The 19,711-nt window shown below is 53.8% G+C and carries 12 protein-coding genes; 7 read left to right on the top strand and 5 right to left on the bottom strand.

What is annotated here, in order from left to right; all coding sequences use genetic code 11:
• Nucleotides 1-70: 70 nt before the first annotated feature.
• Entirely contained in the window at nucleotides 71-1,150 is a 1,080-nt protein-coding gene (locus tag LZ24_RS03680; protein WP_144682469.1) for a trypsin-like peptidase domain-containing protein, read from the top strand.
• A 67-nt stretch (nucleotides 1,151-1,217) separates the two neighbouring features.
• Here the strand turns inward: LZ24_RS03680 and LZ24_RS03675 are convergent, their stop codons facing one another.
• The 5 genes from LZ24_RS03675 to LZ24_RS03655 all read right to left on the bottom strand — a co-directional run bounded on the left by LZ24_RS03675 (nucleotide 1,218) and on the right by LZ24_RS03655 (nucleotide 7,411).
• The gene (locus tag LZ24_RS03675; RefSeq protein ID WP_144682467.1) at nucleotides 1,218-2,069 is read right to left on the bottom strand and encodes a pirin family protein; all 852 of its coding nucleotides are present in this window, start codon (nucleotides 2,067-2,069) and stop codon (nucleotides 1,218-1,220) included.
• 14 nt (nucleotides 2,070-2,083) lie between these two features.
• Nucleotides 2,084-3,535 (bottom strand): monomeric [FeFe] hydrogenase, encoded by a 1,452-nt coding sequence (locus LZ24_RS03670; protein WP_144682465.1) that lies wholly within the window; start codon nucleotides 3,533-3,535, stop codon nucleotides 2,084-2,086.
• 58 nt (nucleotides 3,536-3,593) lie between these two features.
• On the bottom strand, nucleotides 3,594-4,754 hold the full coding sequence (purT, locus tag LZ24_RS03665; protein ID WP_144682463.1) for a formate-dependent phosphoribosylglycinamide formyltransferase: 1,161 nt from the start codon (nucleotides 4,752-4,754) through the stop codon (nucleotides 3,594-3,596).
• A 9-nt stretch (nucleotides 4,755-4,763) separates the two neighbouring features.
• Nucleotides 4,764-7,001: a LemA family protein gene (locus LZ24_RS03660; protein WP_144682461.1), complete on the bottom strand. Its 2,238-nt coding sequence runs from the start codon at nucleotides 6,999-7,001 to the stop codon at nucleotides 4,764-4,766.
• A 62-nt stretch (nucleotides 7,002-7,063) separates the two neighbouring features.
• Nucleotides 7,064-7,411 (bottom strand): hypothetical protein, encoded by a 348-nt coding sequence (locus LZ24_RS03655; protein ID WP_144682459.1) that lies wholly within the window; start codon nucleotides 7,409-7,411, stop codon nucleotides 7,064-7,066.
• Between the two features lie 373 nt (nucleotides 7,412-7,784).
• Here LZ24_RS03655 and LZ24_RS03650 point away from each other — a divergent pair, with 373 nt between their 5' ends.
• From LZ24_RS03650 to purF, 6 genes are all read left to right on the top strand, one after another.
• Entirely contained in the window at nucleotides 7,785-8,915 is a 1,131-nt protein-coding gene (locus LZ24_RS03650) for a class II glutamine amidotransferase domain-containing protein (protein ID WP_144682457.1), read from the top strand.
• Nucleotides 8,879-10,513 (top strand): glutamate synthase-related protein, encoded by a 1,635-nt coding sequence (locus LZ24_RS03645; RefSeq protein WP_144682455.1) that lies wholly within the window; start codon nucleotides 8,879-8,881, stop codon nucleotides 10,511-10,513. The genes LZ24_RS03650 and LZ24_RS03645 overlap by 37 nt, the downstream gene beginning before the upstream one ends.
• Nucleotides 10,514-10,522: 9 nt before the next feature.
• Entirely contained in the window at nucleotides 10,523-12,853 is a 2,331-nt protein-coding gene (locus LZ24_RS03640) for an FAD-dependent oxidoreductase (RefSeq protein ID WP_144682453.1), read from the top strand.
• Nucleotides 12,854-13,370: 517 nt separating this feature from the next.
• Nucleotides 13,371-14,549 carry a glutamine-hydrolyzing carbamoyl-phosphate synthase small subunit gene (gene carA / locus LZ24_RS03635; RefSeq protein ID WP_144682451.1) on the top strand — a complete coding sequence of 393 codons (1,179 nt, stop codon included), beginning with the start codon at nucleotides 13,371-13,373 and terminating at the stop codon, nucleotides 14,547-14,549.
• Between the two features lie 30 nt (nucleotides 14,550-14,579).
• Nucleotides 14,580-17,807, top strand: a complete 3,228-nt coding sequence (carB, locus tag LZ24_RS03630) for a carbamoyl-phosphate synthase large subunit (protein WP_144682449.1) — start codon at nucleotides 14,580-14,582, stop codon at nucleotides 17,805-17,807.
• Nucleotides 17,808-17,923: 116 nt separating this feature from the next.
• The gene (purF, locus tag LZ24_RS03625; protein ID WP_144682447.1) at nucleotides 17,924-19,330 is read left to right on the top strand and encodes an amidophosphoribosyltransferase; all 1,407 of its coding nucleotides are present in this window, start codon (nucleotides 17,924-17,926) and stop codon (nucleotides 19,328-19,330) included.
• The last annotated feature ends 381 nt before the right edge of the window (nucleotides 19,331-19,711 follow it).

The raw sequence follows: 19,711 nt of genomic DNA, 5'->3' as shown, positions 1-19,711 counted from the left end.
AATCACAGTGCAGATCCTGCCTGCCTCAGGCAGCAGACACCTGTCCACCCCATGATCTCAAGGATACAAAATGAATAATTTCAAGCTCATGTTGTTTTTTGTCCTTGCTTTCCTCCTTTATTCAACAATGACATCAGCTTCAGAAATTTATCAGTACACCGACGAGAGGGGGGTGATACATTTTACGGACAACCCCCAGAGAATCCCGGAAACAGGATACAGGGAAATCCCTGGTCAGGGGAGCTCCCACCCCAGAGGCAGTGACCTTGTGGAAATCCTTGAAAAAAAAATGAACCCAAAAACGCCTGTGGAGAGAGCGGCCATGGCAACGGTCCGCGTGGAATCCACCCTTGGCATTGGTACGGGATTTTTTATCAGTGAAAGGGGCCATATCCTCACCAACCGCCATGTACTGCAGCAGGACAAAGCCGAAGCGCAGAGGCAGCGGCAGCATTACAGGGAAACAGAACAAAGACTCCGCAGCTATGGAGAGCAGATACGACAGGAAGAACAGCGCCTTGAGGATGCCCGGAAAAGGGCCATGGATTACGAAGCGAGGATTGCCGGAATGCACTCCAGCCAGCAGGACAGGGCCAGAAAAGATCTTCTGGAAGCACGGCAGAATATGCGGGAACGGGAAAACTACCTCAGGGGTATAAGGCAGGAATACCGGCAGGCAAGGGAAGAACTGGACAAGCACCGGAGGGATTTTGAGTGGCAGTATAATCTGGCCGGATCCCAGAGGCAGGTCCGCATCGGGCTTGCGGATGGCTCCTCCTTACAGGCCACCATTATAAGAATCAGCCAGCAGCACGATCTGGCCCTTCTTCATCTGAGCGGATATTCACGCACACCTAAAATGGAAACAACCAGCCCGAAGCGCCTTTCCAGGGGTGCCCCCCTCTATGCCATTGGCAATCCCGCAGGACTCAACCACTCCGTTGTGAACGGTATTCTCTCCGGCATGGAAGGGGTCTGGGTCAAAACCAATGCCAAAATATATCCCGGTAATTCCGGCGGCCCCCTTATCACCCAAAACGGTGAGGTCGTGGGAATCAATACCTTCAAGGAACTCACCCACAAATTTGAAGGACTGGGCTTTGCCCTTGATATCGGCGTGGCCCTGTCGGACATGGCAGGCAGCTTCTAAAACAAAAATCCCCCATGCCTTTACATGGAGGAATCCTGTCCAAAGCCCTTTGCCGTGCAGGAAGGCATCACGGCTTCGGATGCCTGATAAAGGTGCCTTCATCCAGCTCTTTGTATGCCTGTGTTACTTCCTCCCTGGTATTCATCACAATGGGACCGCCACAGGCGACATCTTCGTTCAGCGGAGGCGCGGAAAGGAGGATGAAACGCAAAGGTGCATCCCCGGCCTCCACACGGATTCTGCTGCCGGGGCCAAACAGCAGGGCATTTTTTTCGCCCATGGCCGGATGCTCATCATCAAAGCGGCCCTCACCGTAAAAAATGTAGGTATAGAGGGTATGACCGGCCTCTGTCGGAAGTTCCCAGGCCGTATCGGGGGCAAGGCTGACATCCATGAAAAGGGGCTTGATATAACGGCCCTCAAAAGCACCCTGAACACCCCGGTAAGAACCCGCTATCAGACGGATGTCACATCCCTCCTCCCGGATGAAGGGAATGGCATCGGAACGGATATCGCCATAGGCCGGGGCAGCCATTTTTTTGTCTGCTGGCAGATTCAGCCAGATCTGTACACCCAGCATCCTGCCCGGCGGCTGGGGCATTTCCTGATGAATGATACCGCTGCCTGCGGTCATCCACTGGCAGTCTCCATCCAGAATCTGGCCTTTATTCCCAAGGCTGTCGCCATGCTCCACCTTGCCCTCAATGAGGTAGGTGATGGTTTCTATGCCCCGGTGCGGATGCCATGGAAATCCCTTAATATAATCTTCCGGTCTGCTGTTATCAAAGGCATCCATCATGAGAAAGGGATCAAAGGATTCCGCCGTGCGGCAGTTGAAAAGCCTCACCAGCCTTACACCTGCACCGTCACGGGTTTCTTCTCCTTTTACCACTTCCCTGATCCTGCGATATGTTTCCATGCATCTTTCCTTTCTCAGGTTTGGGAGCTGCTCTCCGCATATTTCTGGAGCTGGCTGCCTGCGGTTTTGGGATTGGTCAGTACCAGAGGGCCATTGATGCATCCCCCGGCACATGCCATTACCTCCACAAGGCTGGCATCGGTTTCCCTGTTCTCCGAAGCAATCCTGCCATAGGATTTAAGGGCTTTCATACCGTTCTTATCCAGCCCGTTGATCACCCTGACTTTCAGTTTTTCCGGATGGGCAAGCCTGCTTTGAACGGCCTGGGCAACCCCGCCGGAACGGGCAAAATATCTCGCACTGCTGGTGGGCTGATTTTTGGAAAGAAGGGGCTCACATGCGGCAACGTCTATTTCCCTTGCAACAAACAGGGCTCCGATTTCCTCGGCGGAAAGCACATAATCCACATGGGCATCATCAAAACCCTCCTTGCGCTTGGCAAGGCAGGGACCGACAAAGACACTGATACAGTCCGGATACGCCTCTTTCACCTGTTTAGCTGAATAATGCATGGGCGACCGGGTTTCCGAGATGAAGGGCAGGAGTTCCGGCACATAGATTTCAATGGCGCGTACATAGGCCGGACAGCAGGAAGTGGTCATCAGGGTATCTCCCCGCTCCATTCTTTCTTCAAACTCAAGGGCTTCCTTTGCTGCCGTGATATCCGCACCAAGGGCAACCTCAAAGGCCTGATGAAATCCGGCCCGGATAAAGGCCGCATCCAGCTGTCCCGGAGCCGCACGGAACTGGGCGGCAATGGCAGGCGCATAGAGGGCCACCACTTTTTTTCCTTCCATGATATGCCGGAGCACATCCACAAGCTGCCCCTTGTCCACCATGGCACCAAAGGGGCAGCTCCGTATGCAGGCACCACAGAAAATACACTTATTGTAATCAATGATTTCCTTGCCATCTTCATCCTTGGCAATGGCATTGACCGGGCAGGCTTCCTCACAGGGAACGGGAATTTTGATGATGGCATGGAAGGGACAGTTTTTCTGGCAGATACCGCAGTTAACGCACTGGGTATCATCAATCTGGGCACGGCCGTTTCGGATATGAATGCATTTTTTGGGGCAGTTGGTCATACAGGGTCGGGCAATGCAGCCCTGGCAGGCACTGGTAACCATATAGCAGGCGCGGATACAGGCATTGCAGGCCTCATCAATGACCGTGAGCATGGGTTCCGTGGGTTTTTCCCTTTTCAGGGCTTCCTCCGCATAATCGGAAAGCTGCTTTGCCTCATCAAAGTCTTCGATGCTGTGCCCCAGCCGGGCAATGATCCGCTGGCTGAGTATTTCCCTGTCATGGTGAACGCAGCAGCGAAAGGGAGTACCATGGAGGGGAAGCATTTTTCTGGGAAGCGCATACAGCTTTTTTTCCAGTACCCCCTCAAGCTGATACCGGGCGATATGGATCAGAATTTCACGCTTGATTTCTGTGGCCCTGTTATTGATGTTGAGCACTGTCTGATTTCCTCCGGTTCTGTTTCCGGTTATATACCATTTCCCGGGAACCTTATTTCTATCCTTTTATGGAAGCGGCTATTTCCTGTGCTTTTGCTTTAGCCTTTTCCACCTCATCAAAAACCAGAGCCACGGCCATGCGCCGGCCCACATGGCTGACGGGTTTACCGAAGATACGGATAAAGGCATTTTTGTCAAAAGCCCCATCCGGTACGTCCAGCACAGGCACAGAAGCCTCGCTGCTGCTTTTGAACGCCGCACTTGCCCCCGGACCGTAAAAAACAAAATCAAGGGGCAGACCTAAAACGGCCCTTACGTGCAGGGAGAACTCGCTCTGGCTTTGGGTAATCAGGGTGACCATACCCGTATCATGGGGACGGGGGCTCACTTCACTGAAATAAACATCCTCGCCTTTAATGAAGCATTCCACACCAAAAATACCCCGGCCTCCCAGTCCGTCTGTGATGGTTCTGGCCATCATCCGGGCTTTTTCAAGGACATTTTCCGGCATATCCATGGGCTGCCAGCTGAGCACATAGTCCCCGTCTTCCTGATGGTGCCCAATGGGTTCACAGAAAACCGTTTCCTTTTCCGTACGTGCCGTAAGAAGGGTGATTTCATAATCAAAGGGAATGAATTCTTCCACAATCAGCTCACTGGCATCCCCCCTGGCTTCTTTGGCATGCTCCAATGCCCGGACCAGTTCCGCCTCGGACCGGATAATACTCTGCCCGTGGCCGGAAGAACTCATGACGGGTTTGACCACGCAGGGGATACCGATTTCTCCGGCGGCTGCCTGCAGCTCCCCAAAGCTTTTCACAAAGCGGTAGGCACTGGTAAGAAGCCCCAGTTCCTTTGCCGCAAACTCCCGGATATTTTTCCGGTTCATGGTTTTTTTCACGGCTTCGGCATTGGGAATGACATGAAATCCTTCTTTTTCGGCATCCTCAAGGGCTTCAATGCTCAAGGCTTCAATCTCCGGAAGAATAAAGGAAGGCTTCTCCCGGCGGATCACTTCCAGAAGGGCATCCCTGTCCTTCATATTCACCACATGGGTGACATTGGCCACCAGATGGGCCGGAGCATTGGGATAGCTGTCCACGGCAATGGTTTCAATGCCAAGGCGTGCTGCCTCCATGACCACTTCCTTGCCAAGCTCACCGCTGCCAAGGAGCATGATTCTGATGCTGCTACTTTTTAAAGGGCTTGTGAATAACATAGGATTCCTTCATATTTTTTCAGATTGACCGGAGATTGCCTGAAAAGGTTTTTCCGGTTTAAAACCTGAAGCCTTTGCCAGAAAAAGGTCCGGAAAAGACTGGATACGGGTATTGTAGATTTCCACACTGTCCGAGTAGCCCTGACGCAGCAGGGCAAGGTAGTCCTCCGTTTTCCGGATTTCCTCACTGAACTGCTGCACCAGCGCCTGGGTTTTCAGCTCAGGGTATGCTTCCACACGGGCAAGGAACTGCCGGGTAACGGCCTGTTCTTCTCTGATGATGCGGTCCGCACTGTCCGGATCTCCTTCTGCAGGTGCAGGCCGGGTCCGCAGGGAGGAAACTGCCGTTAGAAGCTCCCTTTCATGCTGCAATGCTGCCTGAACAATGCTCTGGAGCTGGGGCCAGAGGTCAAAGCGCTTCTGCAGAATGGTGTCGATGTCGCTCCAGGTTTTTTTGACCCGGTTTTTCAAAAAAACGAGGTCATTGTAATGCAGGATAATGGTGTACACAAGAAGCGTTAAGGGAACCGAGAGGGAGATTTTAAAAAGCGCTCCCGGTGTCAGCCAGCCCAGACCTGCCCACAGTACCGTGCATGCAAAGAGAAGAGAGCCAAGGCCTAAGGATGAAATGAGAAAGCTCCGTGAAGACATGGAAAGGAGAAGGGCTTCCTCCTTTCTGTGGGTGATGAAAAAGAAATTGCTGCTGTCCCCCTTCTGCAGGGCAAGGCGGTCACTGCATGTTTCATCCAGTCCGGCAAAACCGATACAATAGACAGGAGTCTCCGCAGGCATCCAGCTTTCACTATAACGGCGGTTCCCCTCATGCCATGTATTTTTTTCCGGGAATTCGAGTTCTGCGTCCTTTGACTGTATTTTTACCCGTCCTTCATCATCCTCCAGCCAGAAATCCGTGCGGTCGCTGCCGCTGGCAACGGTTTCCCATCTGCTTTTATTTTTGCTGTCCCTTCTTTTTTCTTCAATGCTGTAGCTCCAGGCCACACATTCCCGCTTTTTCAGATGACTCTGTATGCAGGGTAGTTCTTCATCCGTCCGGATCAGACCTTTAAGTTCCGCAAGGCCGTAGCTGAGACCTTTGGTTCTTGCCGTAGGAATATGCTCAATCAGACGCTTTCTGCGTATGGATTTAAATCCTGTGAAAAAAAAGATCCCGCCCAGAACAAAACCCAGAAGCGTTAAACCTGAAACCAGCCAGAAGGAATGGAGATAGCTGCTGGCCGAGGCCTCCACAAGGGCTTCGGCCCTTTTTTTCTCTTGGGGAAGAAGACCCTCTGGCATGGGAAACATGGTGTCTGCCATGGCAAGGAAAAGCCCCCGGTCCGGCCACTGCATGCTGTTTTTCTCCATGAGAAGACGCATGGCATAAAGATCTGTCCGGGCGGGTGGGGAAGGCATCTGTTCTACATTTTTGTAACGCGTCTGATAAAGGGAAGCGGCTTCGCTCCAGTCCGTTTTAAGCTGGCCCATCCCCATACCCGTAAGGATGGACACAACGCCAAGGGACATAAAGAAAACAAAAACCCAGAAGCGGTGTACATGCAAAGCAGAAAGCAAAAGGGCAATGGCAAGGGCCACAAGCCCCGAGGCAAGGGAGGTGAGAATGGATGCCAGCAAAAGATTCTGCCCCCCTTCGGCCTGCAGGGAGCTGTCCGTTAAAATGGGTGGAATGCCGGAGGATTCCATGGAAAAATGAAAGCGCCCTTTATCCCCTGCGTATTCCCCAAGGAGGGTCAGGACCTGTCCTTCCCGGATGGTCCATTCCATGTAGGTGAGATTTCCCTCCTTTCTCCTTGTACTCATGGCAAGGGAAAAGGTCATGTCAACGGGACGGTTTCTCCAGTCTGTCTTCACCTTTCCGGTTTCATCCCCAAGGGAAAAATCCGTCCCCCGCTCTCCGCTGTCAAGTACCCGGACTCTGGTTTTATCATCACTGTCCTTGTACTCTTCCTCAAGGCGATACCGGACATAAACCACCTCACTGCCGGAATAGGGCGCTTTTACCAGAGTATTCTCTGCAAAAACAATGCCCTGAATGGCATAGGGGCCCTTTATCAGGGCTTCTGCGGGTGTTATTGGAAAACGGTCAATCTGCCTTGCCTCCCGCATTTCACCGAAACCCCAGTGGAAAAGAAAAAAAGCCGCAGCAAAACAGATGACTGCAACAAAAATCTTTGCCATGGATTTAAAAAAAACCGAGAGCAACGATGGCGTACCTGTGTTTTTTTTCATAGGGGAAAGCGCCTTCCTCAAAAAAGATTGTTGTTGATTTAAAGCCTTGCTTCCTTCTCCCCCTAAGCCCTGATGTTCAGACCGCTATCCTCTTTATTCCCTGTAGTGGCCTTTGGTGTTTCTACCGTTTTGTCAGAAACAATCCTGAGTCTGAGCTGATATTCTCCCGTTTCCAGATCAGGGGGCAGGCGGCTGCCGTCGGGAACCATAAGAACCAGCACCTTTCCCCTCATGGGATCTGTATTCACATTTTCGTCCCTGCGATCCTTCCCCTGCAGCAGGGTACTTCTTCTGGATCTTGCAGGACGCACCTTGAGAACCTTTACGGGTACATCTCCCTGCTGAAGCCGGGGATGCCCCCGGTGACCGGCAGAGCTGCTTTCGGCAGTTTTTCCAATGATAATTTCCATAATGATTTCCTCCCTTTTTATTCTCTTATCGGTAAAAGGAAGAAAATCTGAAAATATTCACCTTCTGGAAGATACAGGGCATGGGGTGCAAAAAAATTACAATTCTGTATCAAAAACCACAAAAATATCTTTTTTTGCAAAAAAACAGACACCAGTGAATTCAAAATAAAAGACAGCCATTGAATAATAAATTAATTTAACATATCCTTTTTATTTAAAAAACAAAAAACAATCTCCAGACACAAACAAAACATGGCATATTTTATGCAGAAAGCCCCTTGTTGCAGAGGAACTCTTCCGCCTGAAAAAAAGGCCCATGGAAAGTTCCTTGGAAAAAAGCGTTTTAAAGCCCTTTTTTAAAGGAGACAGATATATGTGCCGTTTATTTGCAGTAACCAGCGATACCCCCCTTTCCCCCATGAAGGCACTGGAAGCGCTGGATGCCATGCGGGAAGGCCATGACGGTTCCGGTGTGGGGCTGTTTATGAGGGATCTGGGTGGTCCCTTTGCCGCCATCAAGGGAGCGCCCATACTTTCAGGGATCTTCACGGATGCGGGTTTAAAAAAGCTTGATACCCTGATGATGGATATCGGCTTCATGACCAAATACCGCATGGGCATACAGCTTCCTGAAACCCCCCCTGCGGGAACGCCGCCAAGGGACATCTACCTGATCCGGGCCTACGATTATCCCAGAACCTGGGAAAATCTGGCAGAAGAGGAAAAACACCGCCGTCTCCTCAAGGTCAGGCTGCAGCTCCGTGAAATGGGTGAAGCCGAAGGAGATATGATTGTCTTTTCCTTCTGGCCGGATGTCATCATGATCAAGGAAATTGGAGATCCCCTTACGGTGGGTCGCTACATGGATCTTGACCGCCATGGTATCACCGCCCGCATCATCATGGCTCAGGGTCGTCAGAACACCAATTATGCCATCAATCTCTATGCCTGCCATCCCTTTTTTCTGGAAGGCTTTGCCACCATGACCAACGGGGAAAACACCGCCTTTATTCCCGTAAAGGAATTTCTGGAATCCCGGGGCTTTGACGGCTACATCGGATTTCAGTCCGACTCCGAGGTCTTTGTGCATATTCTTCACTATATCAGCACCTTTCTCGACCTCCCCCTGGATGCCTACAAGCACATTATCACCCCCCTTCCGGATGAGGCACTGAACTCCCATGCAGACGCATCCGTCCTCAGGATACTCAAGCAGAGCTGCAGAAGACTGATCATTGACGGACCCAACTGCATCATCGGCAATCTTCCCGACGGCACCCTTTTTATGGCTCAGGACAGCAAAAAACTCCGGCCCGGCATTGTGGGTGGCAAGCCCGGCGTATGGGCCTTTTCATCGGAAGTCTGCGGACTGGATACGGTGATCCCGGACAGGGATAAAAGCAAGGATTTTCAACCCATGCACCTCGATATGGCCATGGTGGGCCCGGATCGCAAGGAGGTTAAAGTATGTCGGCAAACGGACAGATTATCCCGTCAAGCTTAAGCATCAGCGATCTGCCATGGCAGATCCGCTGGGATCAGGACAAATGCACCCTCTGCGGCAGCTGCACCGCCGTATGCCCGGTGAATGCCATAGAACTGGGTGTTTTCCGCAAACGGGAGATCACAGCAGGTCTTGGCCTTGCGGAAAAACCCTCCTCATCCCAGAGCATCCGCTATGGCATCCGCCAGAGAACCAGTCCGGCCTATGCCTGCGTGGGATGTGCCATGTGTTCCATGGTCTGTCCCAATGATGCCATTTCCCCTGTCCGGAATGATGGCAGTGACAAGCTGCGCTATCACATCAATCAGGGAGGCCAGCCCAGAAGCCGGGGAGGGCGGCGGAACGATCCCTCAGGGCTTCTGGATCAGATTAAATTCATCCGTATTTCCATGCTCACGGACCCGGCCCTCGATGCCGGTCGCCACACCTTTGATGTCAATACCCTGCTGGGCCGGGTGCTGGAACCCAGAGATGCCCTGAAGCACCAGCGGGAACACGGCTGGATGCCGCCTGTGCGGGAAATCTACCCTCTGGTTATCGGCGGCATGAGCTTCGGTGCCCTTTCGCCAACCATGTGGGAAGGCCTTCAGATGGGTGTTGCCTACCTCAATGAGGAAATGGGCATGCCCGTACGGATCTGTACGGGAGAAGGGGGATGCCCGCCAAGGCTTCTGCGCTCCCGTTTTCTCAAGTATGTGATTCTCCAGATCGCCTCCGGCTACTTTGGCTGGGATGAGATCATCCACGCCATTCCCGAAATGAAGGAAGATCCCTGCGCCATAGAGATCAAATACGGTCAGGGAGCCAAGCCCGGAGACGGGGGACTGCTCATGTGGCACAAGGTGAACAGGCTCATCGCCGCCATCCGGGGTGTGCCGGAAAGGGTCAGCCTGCCCAGCCCCCCCACCCATCAGACCCAGTATTCCATCGAGGAATCCGTGGCCAAGATGATCCAGAGCATGAGCATGGCCTGGGGGTTCCGGGTTCCGGTCTATCCCAAGATATCCGCCACATCCACAAGCCTTGCGGTGCTCAACAACCTTACCCGCAACCCCTACGCCGCAGGACTTGCCATTGACGGGGAAGACGGAGGCACGGGGGCCGCCTACAATGTGTCCATGAACCACATGGGCCATCCCATCGCTTCCAACCTGCGGGACTGCTACTTAAACCTTGTGAAGGTGGGCAAGCAGAATGAAATTCCCCTTTTTGCAGGGGGCGGTGTGGGTAAAAACGGCAACCTTGCAGCCAATGCGGCCGCCCTCATCATGATGGGTGCTTCCGGAGTGCAGACGGGCAAATACATCATGCAGGCCGCAGCGGGCTGCCTCGGCTCCGAGCAGGACCGCTGCAACATCTGCAACATCGGGCTTTGTCCCAAGGGCATCGCCTCCCAGGATCCGAGAATCTACCGCAGGCTGGATGCGGAAAAGGTGGCGGAACGGGTGGTGGACCTCTATCTGGCCTTTGACATGGAGCTGAGAAAAATCCTTGCCCCCCTGGGCCGTTCCACCTCCCTGCCCATCGGCATGTCCGATGCTCTGGGAATCAACGATTACCATGCCGCTGAACGCCTTGGCATCCGGTATGTGGTGTAGGAGGAAAGCATGCAGAACACAAAGCCGCTTATCATAGAAGGCAGGGACAGTGAGGGCATCCGTCTGGAATCCCGCCTTCTGGAAGAACATATTCAGGAGGCCGTCAATGGGGGCGTCCGCCATCTGGAAATCCGGGCTGCAGGCCAGCATGGCATCGGCGGAAGGCTCTGGCAGGCAGGGGAACCCGTAAAGATCCGTATTGAAGGAACACCGGGCCAGCGCCTTGGCAGTTTCGGCTATCCCAACACAGAAATCGAAGTCATGGGTTCCGCCTCCGAAGACACGGGCTGGCTCAATGCCGGAGCTACCATCCTCATCCATGGCAATGCAGGCAACGGTACCTGCAACGGCATGGCCCAGGGCAAGGTCTGGGTTGCCGGTTCCGTGGGCTCCCGCAGCATGACCATGACCAAGCGCAACCCCCGCTTTGAACCCCCCGAACTCTGGGTTCTGGGGTCCGCCGGTGATTTTTTCGGAGAATTCATGGCAGGCGGAAAAGCTGTTATCTGCGGATGGCAGCCCCAGAACCCTGCCAATGTTCTGGGCCATCGCCCTATGGTGGGCATGGTGGGCGGTCAGGTCTTTTTCCGGGGGCCCATGGACGGGTTCAGTCAGGCCGATGCCCGCATGGTTCCCATTGAAGAGGAAGACTGGATCTGGCTGAAAAAGGGGCTTTCGGACTTTCTTCTTAAAATTCAAAAGCCCGAACTCTACGACATCCTCTGTGTACGGGAAGACTGGCAATGCCTCACCGCCCGTTCTCCCATGGAAAAACGGGAGACGGAGCGCCGTTCCATGGCGGATTTCCGTAAAAACATGTGGGAAGGAGAGCTGGGAAAGGGCGGACTCATCGGTGATCTGACGGATCTGGACATGAGCCCCATCCCCCTGATTACCAGAGGAGAACTGCGGCGCTTTGTGCCCGTATGGGAAAACCGGAAATACAAAGCCCCCTGTGAAGGCACCTGCCCCACGGGCATTCCCGTGCAGCAGCGCTGGCAGCTGATACGGGAAGGCCGCATGGATGAAGCCGTGGATATGGCCTTAAGCTACACGCCCTTCCCCGCAACGGTCTGCGGCTACCTCTGCCCCAACCCCTGCATGGGAGCCTGCACCCGAAGCAGCGCCTTCATGGCCCCTGTGGATATCAAACCTCTGGGCAAGGCTTCCCTTGCTGCCCTCACCCCTGTCTTCCCTGCCATAAAGGGCAGGAAGGTGGCCGTTGTGGGTGGCGGACCTGCGGGTATTTCCGTGGCATGGCAGCTCCGTTCCCAGGGACATGATGTGGTGATTCTGGACCGGAGCGAGGTGCTGGGCGGAAAAATGCGCTCTGTGATCCCCGAATCCCGTATTCCGCAGGAAGTGCTGACAAAGGAACTGGAAAGGGTTGCGGAAATCATCCCCCACATCCACCTCAAGCAGTCCCTTACCCGTAAGGATGTGGAACGACTGAAAACTGACCATGACCACATCATTATCGCCACCGGCGCATCCAGCCCCAGACGCCTTGCCGTGGAAGGCGGGGAGCGGCAGATCACTTCCCTTGATTTTCTGGAACAGGCCAAGGCCAATGCCCTAAAACCCGGAAAAAATGTGGTGATTATCGGCGCGGGCAATGTGGGATGCGATGTGGCAACGGAAGCAAAGCGTCTGGGCGCAGAGAACATCACCCTCATCGACATCCAAAAACCCGCCGCCTTTGGCGTGGAAAGGGAGGAGGCCGAAAAGGCCGGTGCCGTCTTCCGCTGGCCCTGCTTCACCAAAGCCCTCACGAAAGATGGCGTGCTCCTTGAAAACGATGAGCTGATTCCGGCGGACACCATCGTTGCCGCCATAGGCGACATGGCCGTTCTGGATTTTCTGCCGGAAACGGTGGTGGTGGAAAAGGGCCGTATCCGGGTCAATGAATACGGACAGACCACGGATGCTAAAATCTTTGCCATCGGCGACATGGTGGGACAGGGCCTGATCACCGATGCCATCGGTGCGGGACGCAGAACGGCACAGGCCATCTGCGACATGGCCGAAGGCAGGCTTCCGGAAATGGATACAAGGGAAATACTCAAGCTGGAAAGGGTACATCTGGAATATTTTGATCCCCGCATTCCTCCCAAGGAAGATCTGGGCGGCTGCGGTTCCCAGTGTGCCTCCTGCGGCAACTGCCGGGACTGCGGTATCTGTGTTGCGGTATGTCCCGGAGCAGCCATTTCCAGAAAAGACCTTGGGAAAAACAGCTTCTCCTATGAAGTGGATGCAAAACTCTGCATTGCCTGCGGATTCTGCGCCGGAGCCTGCCCCTGCGGTGTCTGGGATCTGCATCCGGCCGTACCCATAGGATAGAATTTTTGAGTGGAAAGTGAGATTTTTTTCATTTCTGGATAAAAAGGTTCTTTATGGAACCCTCACCCAAGGGCAGGCACAGGGGCCTGCCCCTACAAAACAGGGGCTGCACAATTCATTCGGAGGTGCACCTACTCCTTTATGGTGTTGAGGCCGATCGTGGGTATTGTCGTTAAGGACTTTAAAGAACATTTGAACACCCTCAAAACTATATTTTTGCAACTCAACAGGCTTGATAAAAATTGTGGGTAAACCCCAGCCCAGAGGGAGAGAGGCCGGGGCCTTGCCCGACACACAGGCCAAAAACTGGATTTGTCCAATGTGCTGAAGCCTGTTGGCCTGAGTGCCGGGGTGAGGGCAAAAAGGCTCATAAACACACCAGAACTCAAAAAAACAGTGCTAAGCAGATAAGGTTTTTCATTATGACACCAATCACTCTGCCCGTATTTTTATTCTGTGAAAAATGGCGTATTTTTCCTTCGGGAATCACTGCGCCCTTTCCATGCAAGGGGGTTCAATGAAAGCAATTCTGGCCCTGGAAGACGGCCGCATTTTTCCCTGCACAAGCTTTACCGGGGCAGGAGAAGCAGGCGGCGAAGTGGTGTTCAACACCAGCATGACCGGTTATCAGGAAGTTCTCACCGATCCATCCTACAGGGGGCAGATGGTCACCATGACCTGCCCTATGATTGGAAACTACGGGGTAAACCCGGAAGACGTGGAATCCGACCGCATTCAGGTGGCGGCCTTCATTGTAAAGGAGTATCAGGATTTTTACAGCAACCACAGGGCCACATCTTCCCTTGCCGCCTACCTGAAATCCCAGGATGTCATGGGCATTGAGGGTTTAGACACCCGTGCCCTCACCCGGCATCTGCGGGAAAAAGGGGCCATGCGCGCCATCATTTCAACCCTGGAAGCGGATACGACTGTCCTTGTGGAAAGGGCAAAGGCCCTGCCATCCATGGCGGGAAGGGATCTGGCAAGGGAAGTCTCCACGGAAATACCCTACTTCTGGCGGGACGGACGACGCATTCCTCTGGAACTTTCATCAGAACTCAATGAAAAAATATGGAAAAAGAACAGAAATCATACGGTGGCAGCCTTTGACTTCGGGATAAAATACAATATTCTCCGGTCTCTGGAAAAAGCAGGCTTTGAGGTGCTGGTTCTGCCCGCCACCACATCCGCCGCCACCGTCAAGGCCCTCAATCCCGATGGCATTTTCCTTTCCAACGGCCCCGGAGACCCCGAACCCGTAAGTTATGCCGTAAAAACCATTGCCGAGCTGACCGGCTTTAAACCCATCTTTGGTATCTGCCTTGGCAACCAGCTTCTGGGCCTTGCCATGGGGGGCAAAACCTTCAAACTTAAATTCGGGCACAGGGGCGGCAATCAGGCCGTGCGCAACGAAGCCACAAAGCGTGTGGAAATCACCAGCCAGAACCATGGTTTTGCCGTGGACCTGAGCACACTGGACCCTTCCCTTGTCACCGTCACCCACGTCAATCTCAATGACGGTACTTTGGAAGGCTTCCGGCACAACACCCTTCCCATATTCACGGTGCAGTACCATCCGGAAGCCTCGCCCGGCCCCCATGACGCCCATTATCTTTTTAATGATTTTTCTGAAATGGTGGCGGAGAACAAAGAAAAAAGGGGTCAGACCCCTTTTATACCCACAAAAGGGGTCTGACCCCTTTTGTCTTGCGGAGAAGACACTTCCATGCCCAGACGGACGGATATCCATAAAATCATGATTATCGGCGCAGGCCCCATCATCATCAGTCAGGCCTGCGAATTTGACTACTCCGGAACCCAGGCCTGCAAGGCCCTGCGGGAAGAGGGTTATGAAGTGGTGCTGGTCAATTCCAACCCCGCCACCATCATGACGGACCCGGAAACCGCAGACCGCACCTACATTGAACCCGTCACGCCGGAATCCGTGGCCCGCATCATTGAAAAGGAAAGGCCGGATGCCATCCTCCCCACCCTCGGTGGCCAGACCGGACTCAATACCGCCGTAAGCCTTGCCCGCATGGGCGTTCTGGAAAAATATAATGTAGAAATGATTGGCGCATCCCTTGATGCCATTGAAAAGGCCGAAGACAGGGAACGCTTCCGGGATGCCATGAACAAAATTGGCCTGCGCATTCCAAAGAGCGGTTTTGCCCACAACATGGATGAGGTCCGGAGCATCGGAGAAGAAATCGGTTTTCCCATCATCGTGCGTCCCAGCTTCACCCTTGGTGGTACGGGCGGCGGTGTGGCCTACCACATGGAAGAACTGGAGCGCATGGCAAGGGCAGGGCTGGATGCCAGCCACATCACCCAGGTCATGCTGGAGGAATCCGTTCTCGGATGGAAGGAATACGAGCTGGAAGTGGTGCGGGACAGGGCCGACAATGTGGTCATCATCTGTTCCATAGAAAATATTGATCCCATGGGAATTCATACGGGAGATTCCATCACCGTTGCCCCGGCCCAGACCCTTTCCGACCGGGAATATCAGGTGATGCGGGATGCAGCCATTGCCATCATCCGGGAAATCGGCGTGGATACGGGCGGCTCCAACGTCCAGTTTGCCGTGAATCCGGAAAACGGGGACATGATCATCGTGGAGATGAACCCAAGGGTTTCCCGCAGCTCGGCCCTGGCTTCCAAGGCCACGGGCTATCCCATTGCCAAAATCGCCGCCAAGCTGGCCGTGGGTTTCACCCTGGATGAGCTGAAAAACGACATCACCGGTGAAACACTGGCCGCCTTTGAGCCAAGCCTTGATTACTGTGTGGTGAAGATTCCCCGCTGGACCTTTGAAAAATTCCCGGAAAGCCCGGATGTGCTCACAACGGCCATGAAAAGCGTTGGGGAAACCATGGCCATAGGCCGCACCTTCAAAGAAGCCCTGCAAAAGGCCCTGCGCAGCCTTGAAACGGGCCGCTTCGGCCTTGGTGCCGACGGAAGGGACATGGAAGATCTGGAAGGGAAAAAGCCCAGTCAGGCGGAAATCTACCACAAGCTTTCCACTCCCAACTCCCGCCGTCTTTTCTATATCAGGGAGGCTTTCCGCCAGAAAATGAGCGTGGAGGCCATCCATGAGCTGACCGCCATCGACCCATGGTTTCTCCACCAGATCCGTGTGCTTGTTTCCTTTGAGGATACCATCCGAAGGGCCGGAGAAAAAATGGACAAAGACCTTCTTCTGCAGGCCAGGCAGATGGGTTTTTCCGATGTACAGATCGCATGGCTTACGGGAAGTACGGAAAAAAAGATATGGGAAAAACGCAGGGAACTCGGCCTTGCTCCGGTATTCAAGCTGGTGGATACCTGTGCTGCGGAGTTCCGGGCAGCCACACCCTATTACTATTCCACCTGGGAAGAAGAATGCGAGGCCAGGGTATCGGATAAAAAAAAGGTGATGATTCTGGGCGGCGGACCCAACCGCATCGGTCAGGGCATTGAATTTGACTACTGCTGTGTCCACGCGGCCTTTGCCCTGCGGGAGATGGGTGTTGAATCCATTATGGTTAACTCCAACCCGGAAACCGTTTCCACGGATTATGATACCTCGGATAAACTCTACTTTGAACCTCTGACCAGAGAAGATGTGCTGCATATTATTGAGAAGGAAAAGCCCGACGGAGTCATCGTACAGTTTGGCGGACAGACCCCCCTCAACCTCTCCGAAGCCCTTCATGCCGAAGGTGTTCCCATTCTGGGAACCCAGCCCGAAAGCATAGACATGGCCGAAGACAGGGAACTTTTTCAGGCCATGCTGCACAAGCTGGGCCTGCGGCAGCCCGCCAACGGCACGGCCAGCTCCGTGGAAGGAGCCCTGAAAGTGGCACACAAAATCGGGTATCCCGTGGTGGTACGGCCTTCCTATGTGCTGGGGGGCAGAGCCATGAAGATCGTATATGACGATGATTCCCTGTTTTCCTTTACCCGCCTTGCCATGGAGGCCTCGCCGGGCCATCCTGTGCTGATAGACAAATTTGTTTCCGATGCCGTGGAGCTGGATGTTGATGCCATCAGCGACGGAGAAACCACCATCATCGGTGGCATCATGGAGCATATCGAGGAAGCGGGTGTTCACTCCGGAGATTCCGCCTGTGTGCTGCCGCCCTACAGCATCGGAGAAAAAATGCTGGAAGAGGTGAGTGCCGCCACCAAAGCCATGGCAAAGGAGCTGAAGGTGGTGGGGCTTATGAATGTGCAGTACGCCATACAGGGCGAAGAGCTCTTCGTGCTGGAGGTAAACCCCAGAGCGTCCCGCACCATTCCCTTTGTGAGCAAGGCCACGGGGGTGCCTCTGGCAAAACTGGCCACACGGGTGATGATGGGGGAAAAGCTATCCGGTATGGGGCTGGCAGAAGAGGTGGTGCCCCGCCACTATTCCGTAAAGGAAGTGGCCCTGCCCTTTGACCGTTTCCCGGAATCGGACACCCTGCTGGGCCCTGAAATGAAATCCACCGGCGAAGTCATGGGCATGGATATGGATCTGGGCATGGCCTTTGCCAAGGCCATGCATGGTGTGGGCCAGAAAATCCCCCTGTCCGGCTGTGTTTTCATCAGTGTGAAGGATACGGACAAGGCAGCCGCCCTGCGTATTGCCAAAGAATTTGAAGCCTTAGGCTTTTCCATTGCCGCAACCAGAGGCACATCCACCTGGTTTAAGGAAAATGGCGTTGAAAACCGCATGATCAAAAAGGTTTCCATCGGCAGACCCCATGTGGTGGATGCCATCAAAAACGGAGAAATCCAGCTCATTGTGAACACGGCCAGCAACGACACCCGTATTCAGGAGGATGGCTACCGCATCCGGAGGGCAGCCCTGCAGTACCGTGTACCCTATACCACCACCATGGCAGGGGCAAGGTCCATCCGCCACGCCGTATCCGTTCTGCAGCAGGGTGCGCCGGATGTTCGCTGTCTGCAGGAATACCATTCCTGATGCCCCTCTCCCTCTGGGGGTGGCTGAGGCTCTCGAAGCCAGAGGGCCGGGGTGAGGGTATCATTTCAGAAAAATTCAAACAAAAATAAGGCACGATACCACTAAGGAAAAAAAACATGACCAGCCAGCGCCCCAGAGAAGCCTGCGGAATCTTCGGTGTTCATCAGCATCCGGATGCCGCCCAGCTCTGTTATTTCGGACTCTACGCCCTGCAGCACAGGGGCCAGGAAAGCGGCGGCATTGCCGTCAGCCGGGATAAAACCATCCTCTGCCACAAGGGCATGGGGCTGGTTCCGGACATCTTTCAAAAGCAGGATATGGTGAAACTCGGCGGTGGCACAGGCATCGGCCATGTACGCTATTCCACCACCGGTGGCTCCAACATCCTCAATGCCCAGCCCTTTGTGGTCCAGCACAAGGGCAGACACTATGCCCTTGCCCACAACGGCAACCTCGTCAATGCCCATATTCTCAAACGGGAACTGGAGGATGAGGGCTCCATCTTCCAGACCACCATGGATTCAGAAATCGCCATCCATCTTTTCATCAAGAACCTGAAAAATGCCACCCTGGAAGAGGCCCTGTGCCGCACGGCCTTGGGGCTGGAAGGAGCCTACGCCTTTGTGGCCGCCACCAGCCACGGGGAGCTCATCGGCATGAAAGACCCCAACGGCTTCAGGCCCTTATGTCTCGGAAAACTCAACGGCCGCTATGTGCTGGCCTCGGAAACCTGTGCGCTGGATCTTGTGCAGGCGGAGTTCATCCGGGAGCTTAACCCCGGCGAGATTGTCATCATCCATGAGGACGGTATCCGCTCCTTTAACCCCCATCCCGCACCCAAAAGGCATTTCTGCATTTTCGAATACATTTATTTTGCCCGGCCGGACTCCACCATCTTTGAAAAGAATGTCTATGAAACCCGCAAGGCCCACGGCAGGGCTTTGGCCCTTGAGGCACCGGTCAAGGCCGATCTTGTCATGCCCTTTCCCGATTCCGGCATGTATGCGGCCATCGGCTACGCCGAAGCCTCGGGCATTCCCTTTGAAATGGGCATGATCCGCAACCACTACGTGGGCCGCACCTTTATCCAGCCCACCCAGGAAATGCGGGATTTCGGGGTGCGGGTGAAGCTTAATCCCGTCAAAGAAGTGCTAAGGGGAAAGGACATCATTATTATTGAAGATTCCATCATCCGGGGCACCACGGCCAAAACCCGCGTAAAGGCCTTGCGGGAGCTGGGGGTGAGGAAGGTTCACATGCGCATCAGCTGCCCGCCCCACCGTTTTCCCTGCGTCTATGGCATCGACTTTTCCAGCAAGGGAGAATTGATCGCAGCCAGTAAAAGTGTTGAAGAATTAAGGGATTATCTGGGTCTGGATTCCCTGCACTATCTTTCCATTGAGGGGCTGGTAAAGGCCACGGGCATTGAGAAGAAGGGGGATGGTTTTTGTATGGCCTGTTTTGACGGGAAATATCCTGTGAGTTTTGATGCGAGCCTGACCAAGGGGTGTCTGGAGGGGTAGGAGAATATCAAAAAATGGCACAACAGCACCACAAAAAGGGGTCACCCATTTAAAGGAACTGTCAAGTAAAAAAACACCTCTCCTGTTCAAGCGTCACCTCTTTTTTTGCTTGATTATGGTTAACTCAGAATGGTGCAGATGGTCTGTCTGAATTCGCATCTGAAATTTCAATTTTATTGGGATGGCGGAATAATGATCCGCACCAGTCACCCATCGGGATCCAGGCTTGCCGTGTTCTGCTGTACAGAACCAGCAGCCCCCTCCGCCTGAAGGCGGACCAGAAAATCTTCAGTTCTGTATCGTGTCCAGATGTTTTTATCAGACCATATGGTTTTTATAACCAGCCCCAAAATAGGTTCACGACACAGGCGAATCAAACCT

The sequence above is a fragment of the Desulfobotulus alkaliphilus genome (genome assembly GCF_007830435.1).
In the GTDB taxonomy this organism is placed as follows: domain Bacteria; phylum Desulfobacterota; class Desulfobacteria; order Desulfobacterales; family ASO4-4; genus Desulfobotulus; species Desulfobotulus alkaliphilus.
The sequence above is the reverse complement of the archived record's forward strand: the minus strand, read 5'-3'. Positions and strand labels throughout refer to the sequence as shown.

Bases quoted from the DNA above. Each gene is read 5' to 3' on its own strand.
- LZ24_RS03680 (WP_144682469.1), top strand. From the start codon at position 71: ATGAATAATTTCAAGCTCATGTTGTTTTTTGTCCTTGCTTTCCTCCTT.
- LZ24_RS03675 (WP_144682467.1), bottom strand. From the start codon at position 2,069: ATGGAAACATATCGCAGGATCAGGGAAGTGGTAAAAGGAGAAGAAACC.
- purT (WP_144682463.1), bottom strand. From the start codon at position 4,754: ATGTTATTCACAAGCCCTTTAAAAAGTAGCAGCATCAGAATCATGCTC.
- LZ24_RS03660 (WP_144682461.1), bottom strand. From the start codon at position 7,001: ATGAAAAAAAACACAGGTACGCCATCGTTGCTCTCGGTTTTTTTTAAA.
- LZ24_RS03655 (WP_144682459.1), bottom strand. From the start codon at position 7,411: ATGGAAATTATCATTGGAAAAACTGCCGAAAGCAGCTCTGCCGGTCAC.
- LZ24_RS03650 (WP_144682457.1), top strand. From the start codon at position 7,785: ATGTGCCGTTTATTTGCAGTAACCAGCGATACCCCCCTTTCCCCCATG.
- LZ24_RS03645 (WP_144682455.1), top strand. From the start codon at position 8,879: ATGTCGGCAAACGGACAGATTATCCCGTCAAGCTTAAGCATCAGCGAT.
- LZ24_RS03640 (WP_144682453.1), top strand. From the start codon at position 10,523: ATGCAGAACACAAAGCCGCTTATCATAGAAGGCAGGGACAGTGAGGGC.
- carA (WP_144682451.1), top strand. From the start codon at position 13,371: ATGAAAGCAATTCTGGCCCTGGAAGACGGCCGCATTTTTCCCTGCACA.
- carB (WP_144682449.1), top strand. From the start codon at position 14,580: ATGCCCAGACGGACGGATATCCATAAAATCATGATTATCGGCGCAGGC.
- purF (WP_144682447.1), top strand. From the start codon at position 17,924: ATGACCAGCCAGCGCCCCAGAGAAGCCTGCGGAATCTTCGGTGTTCAT.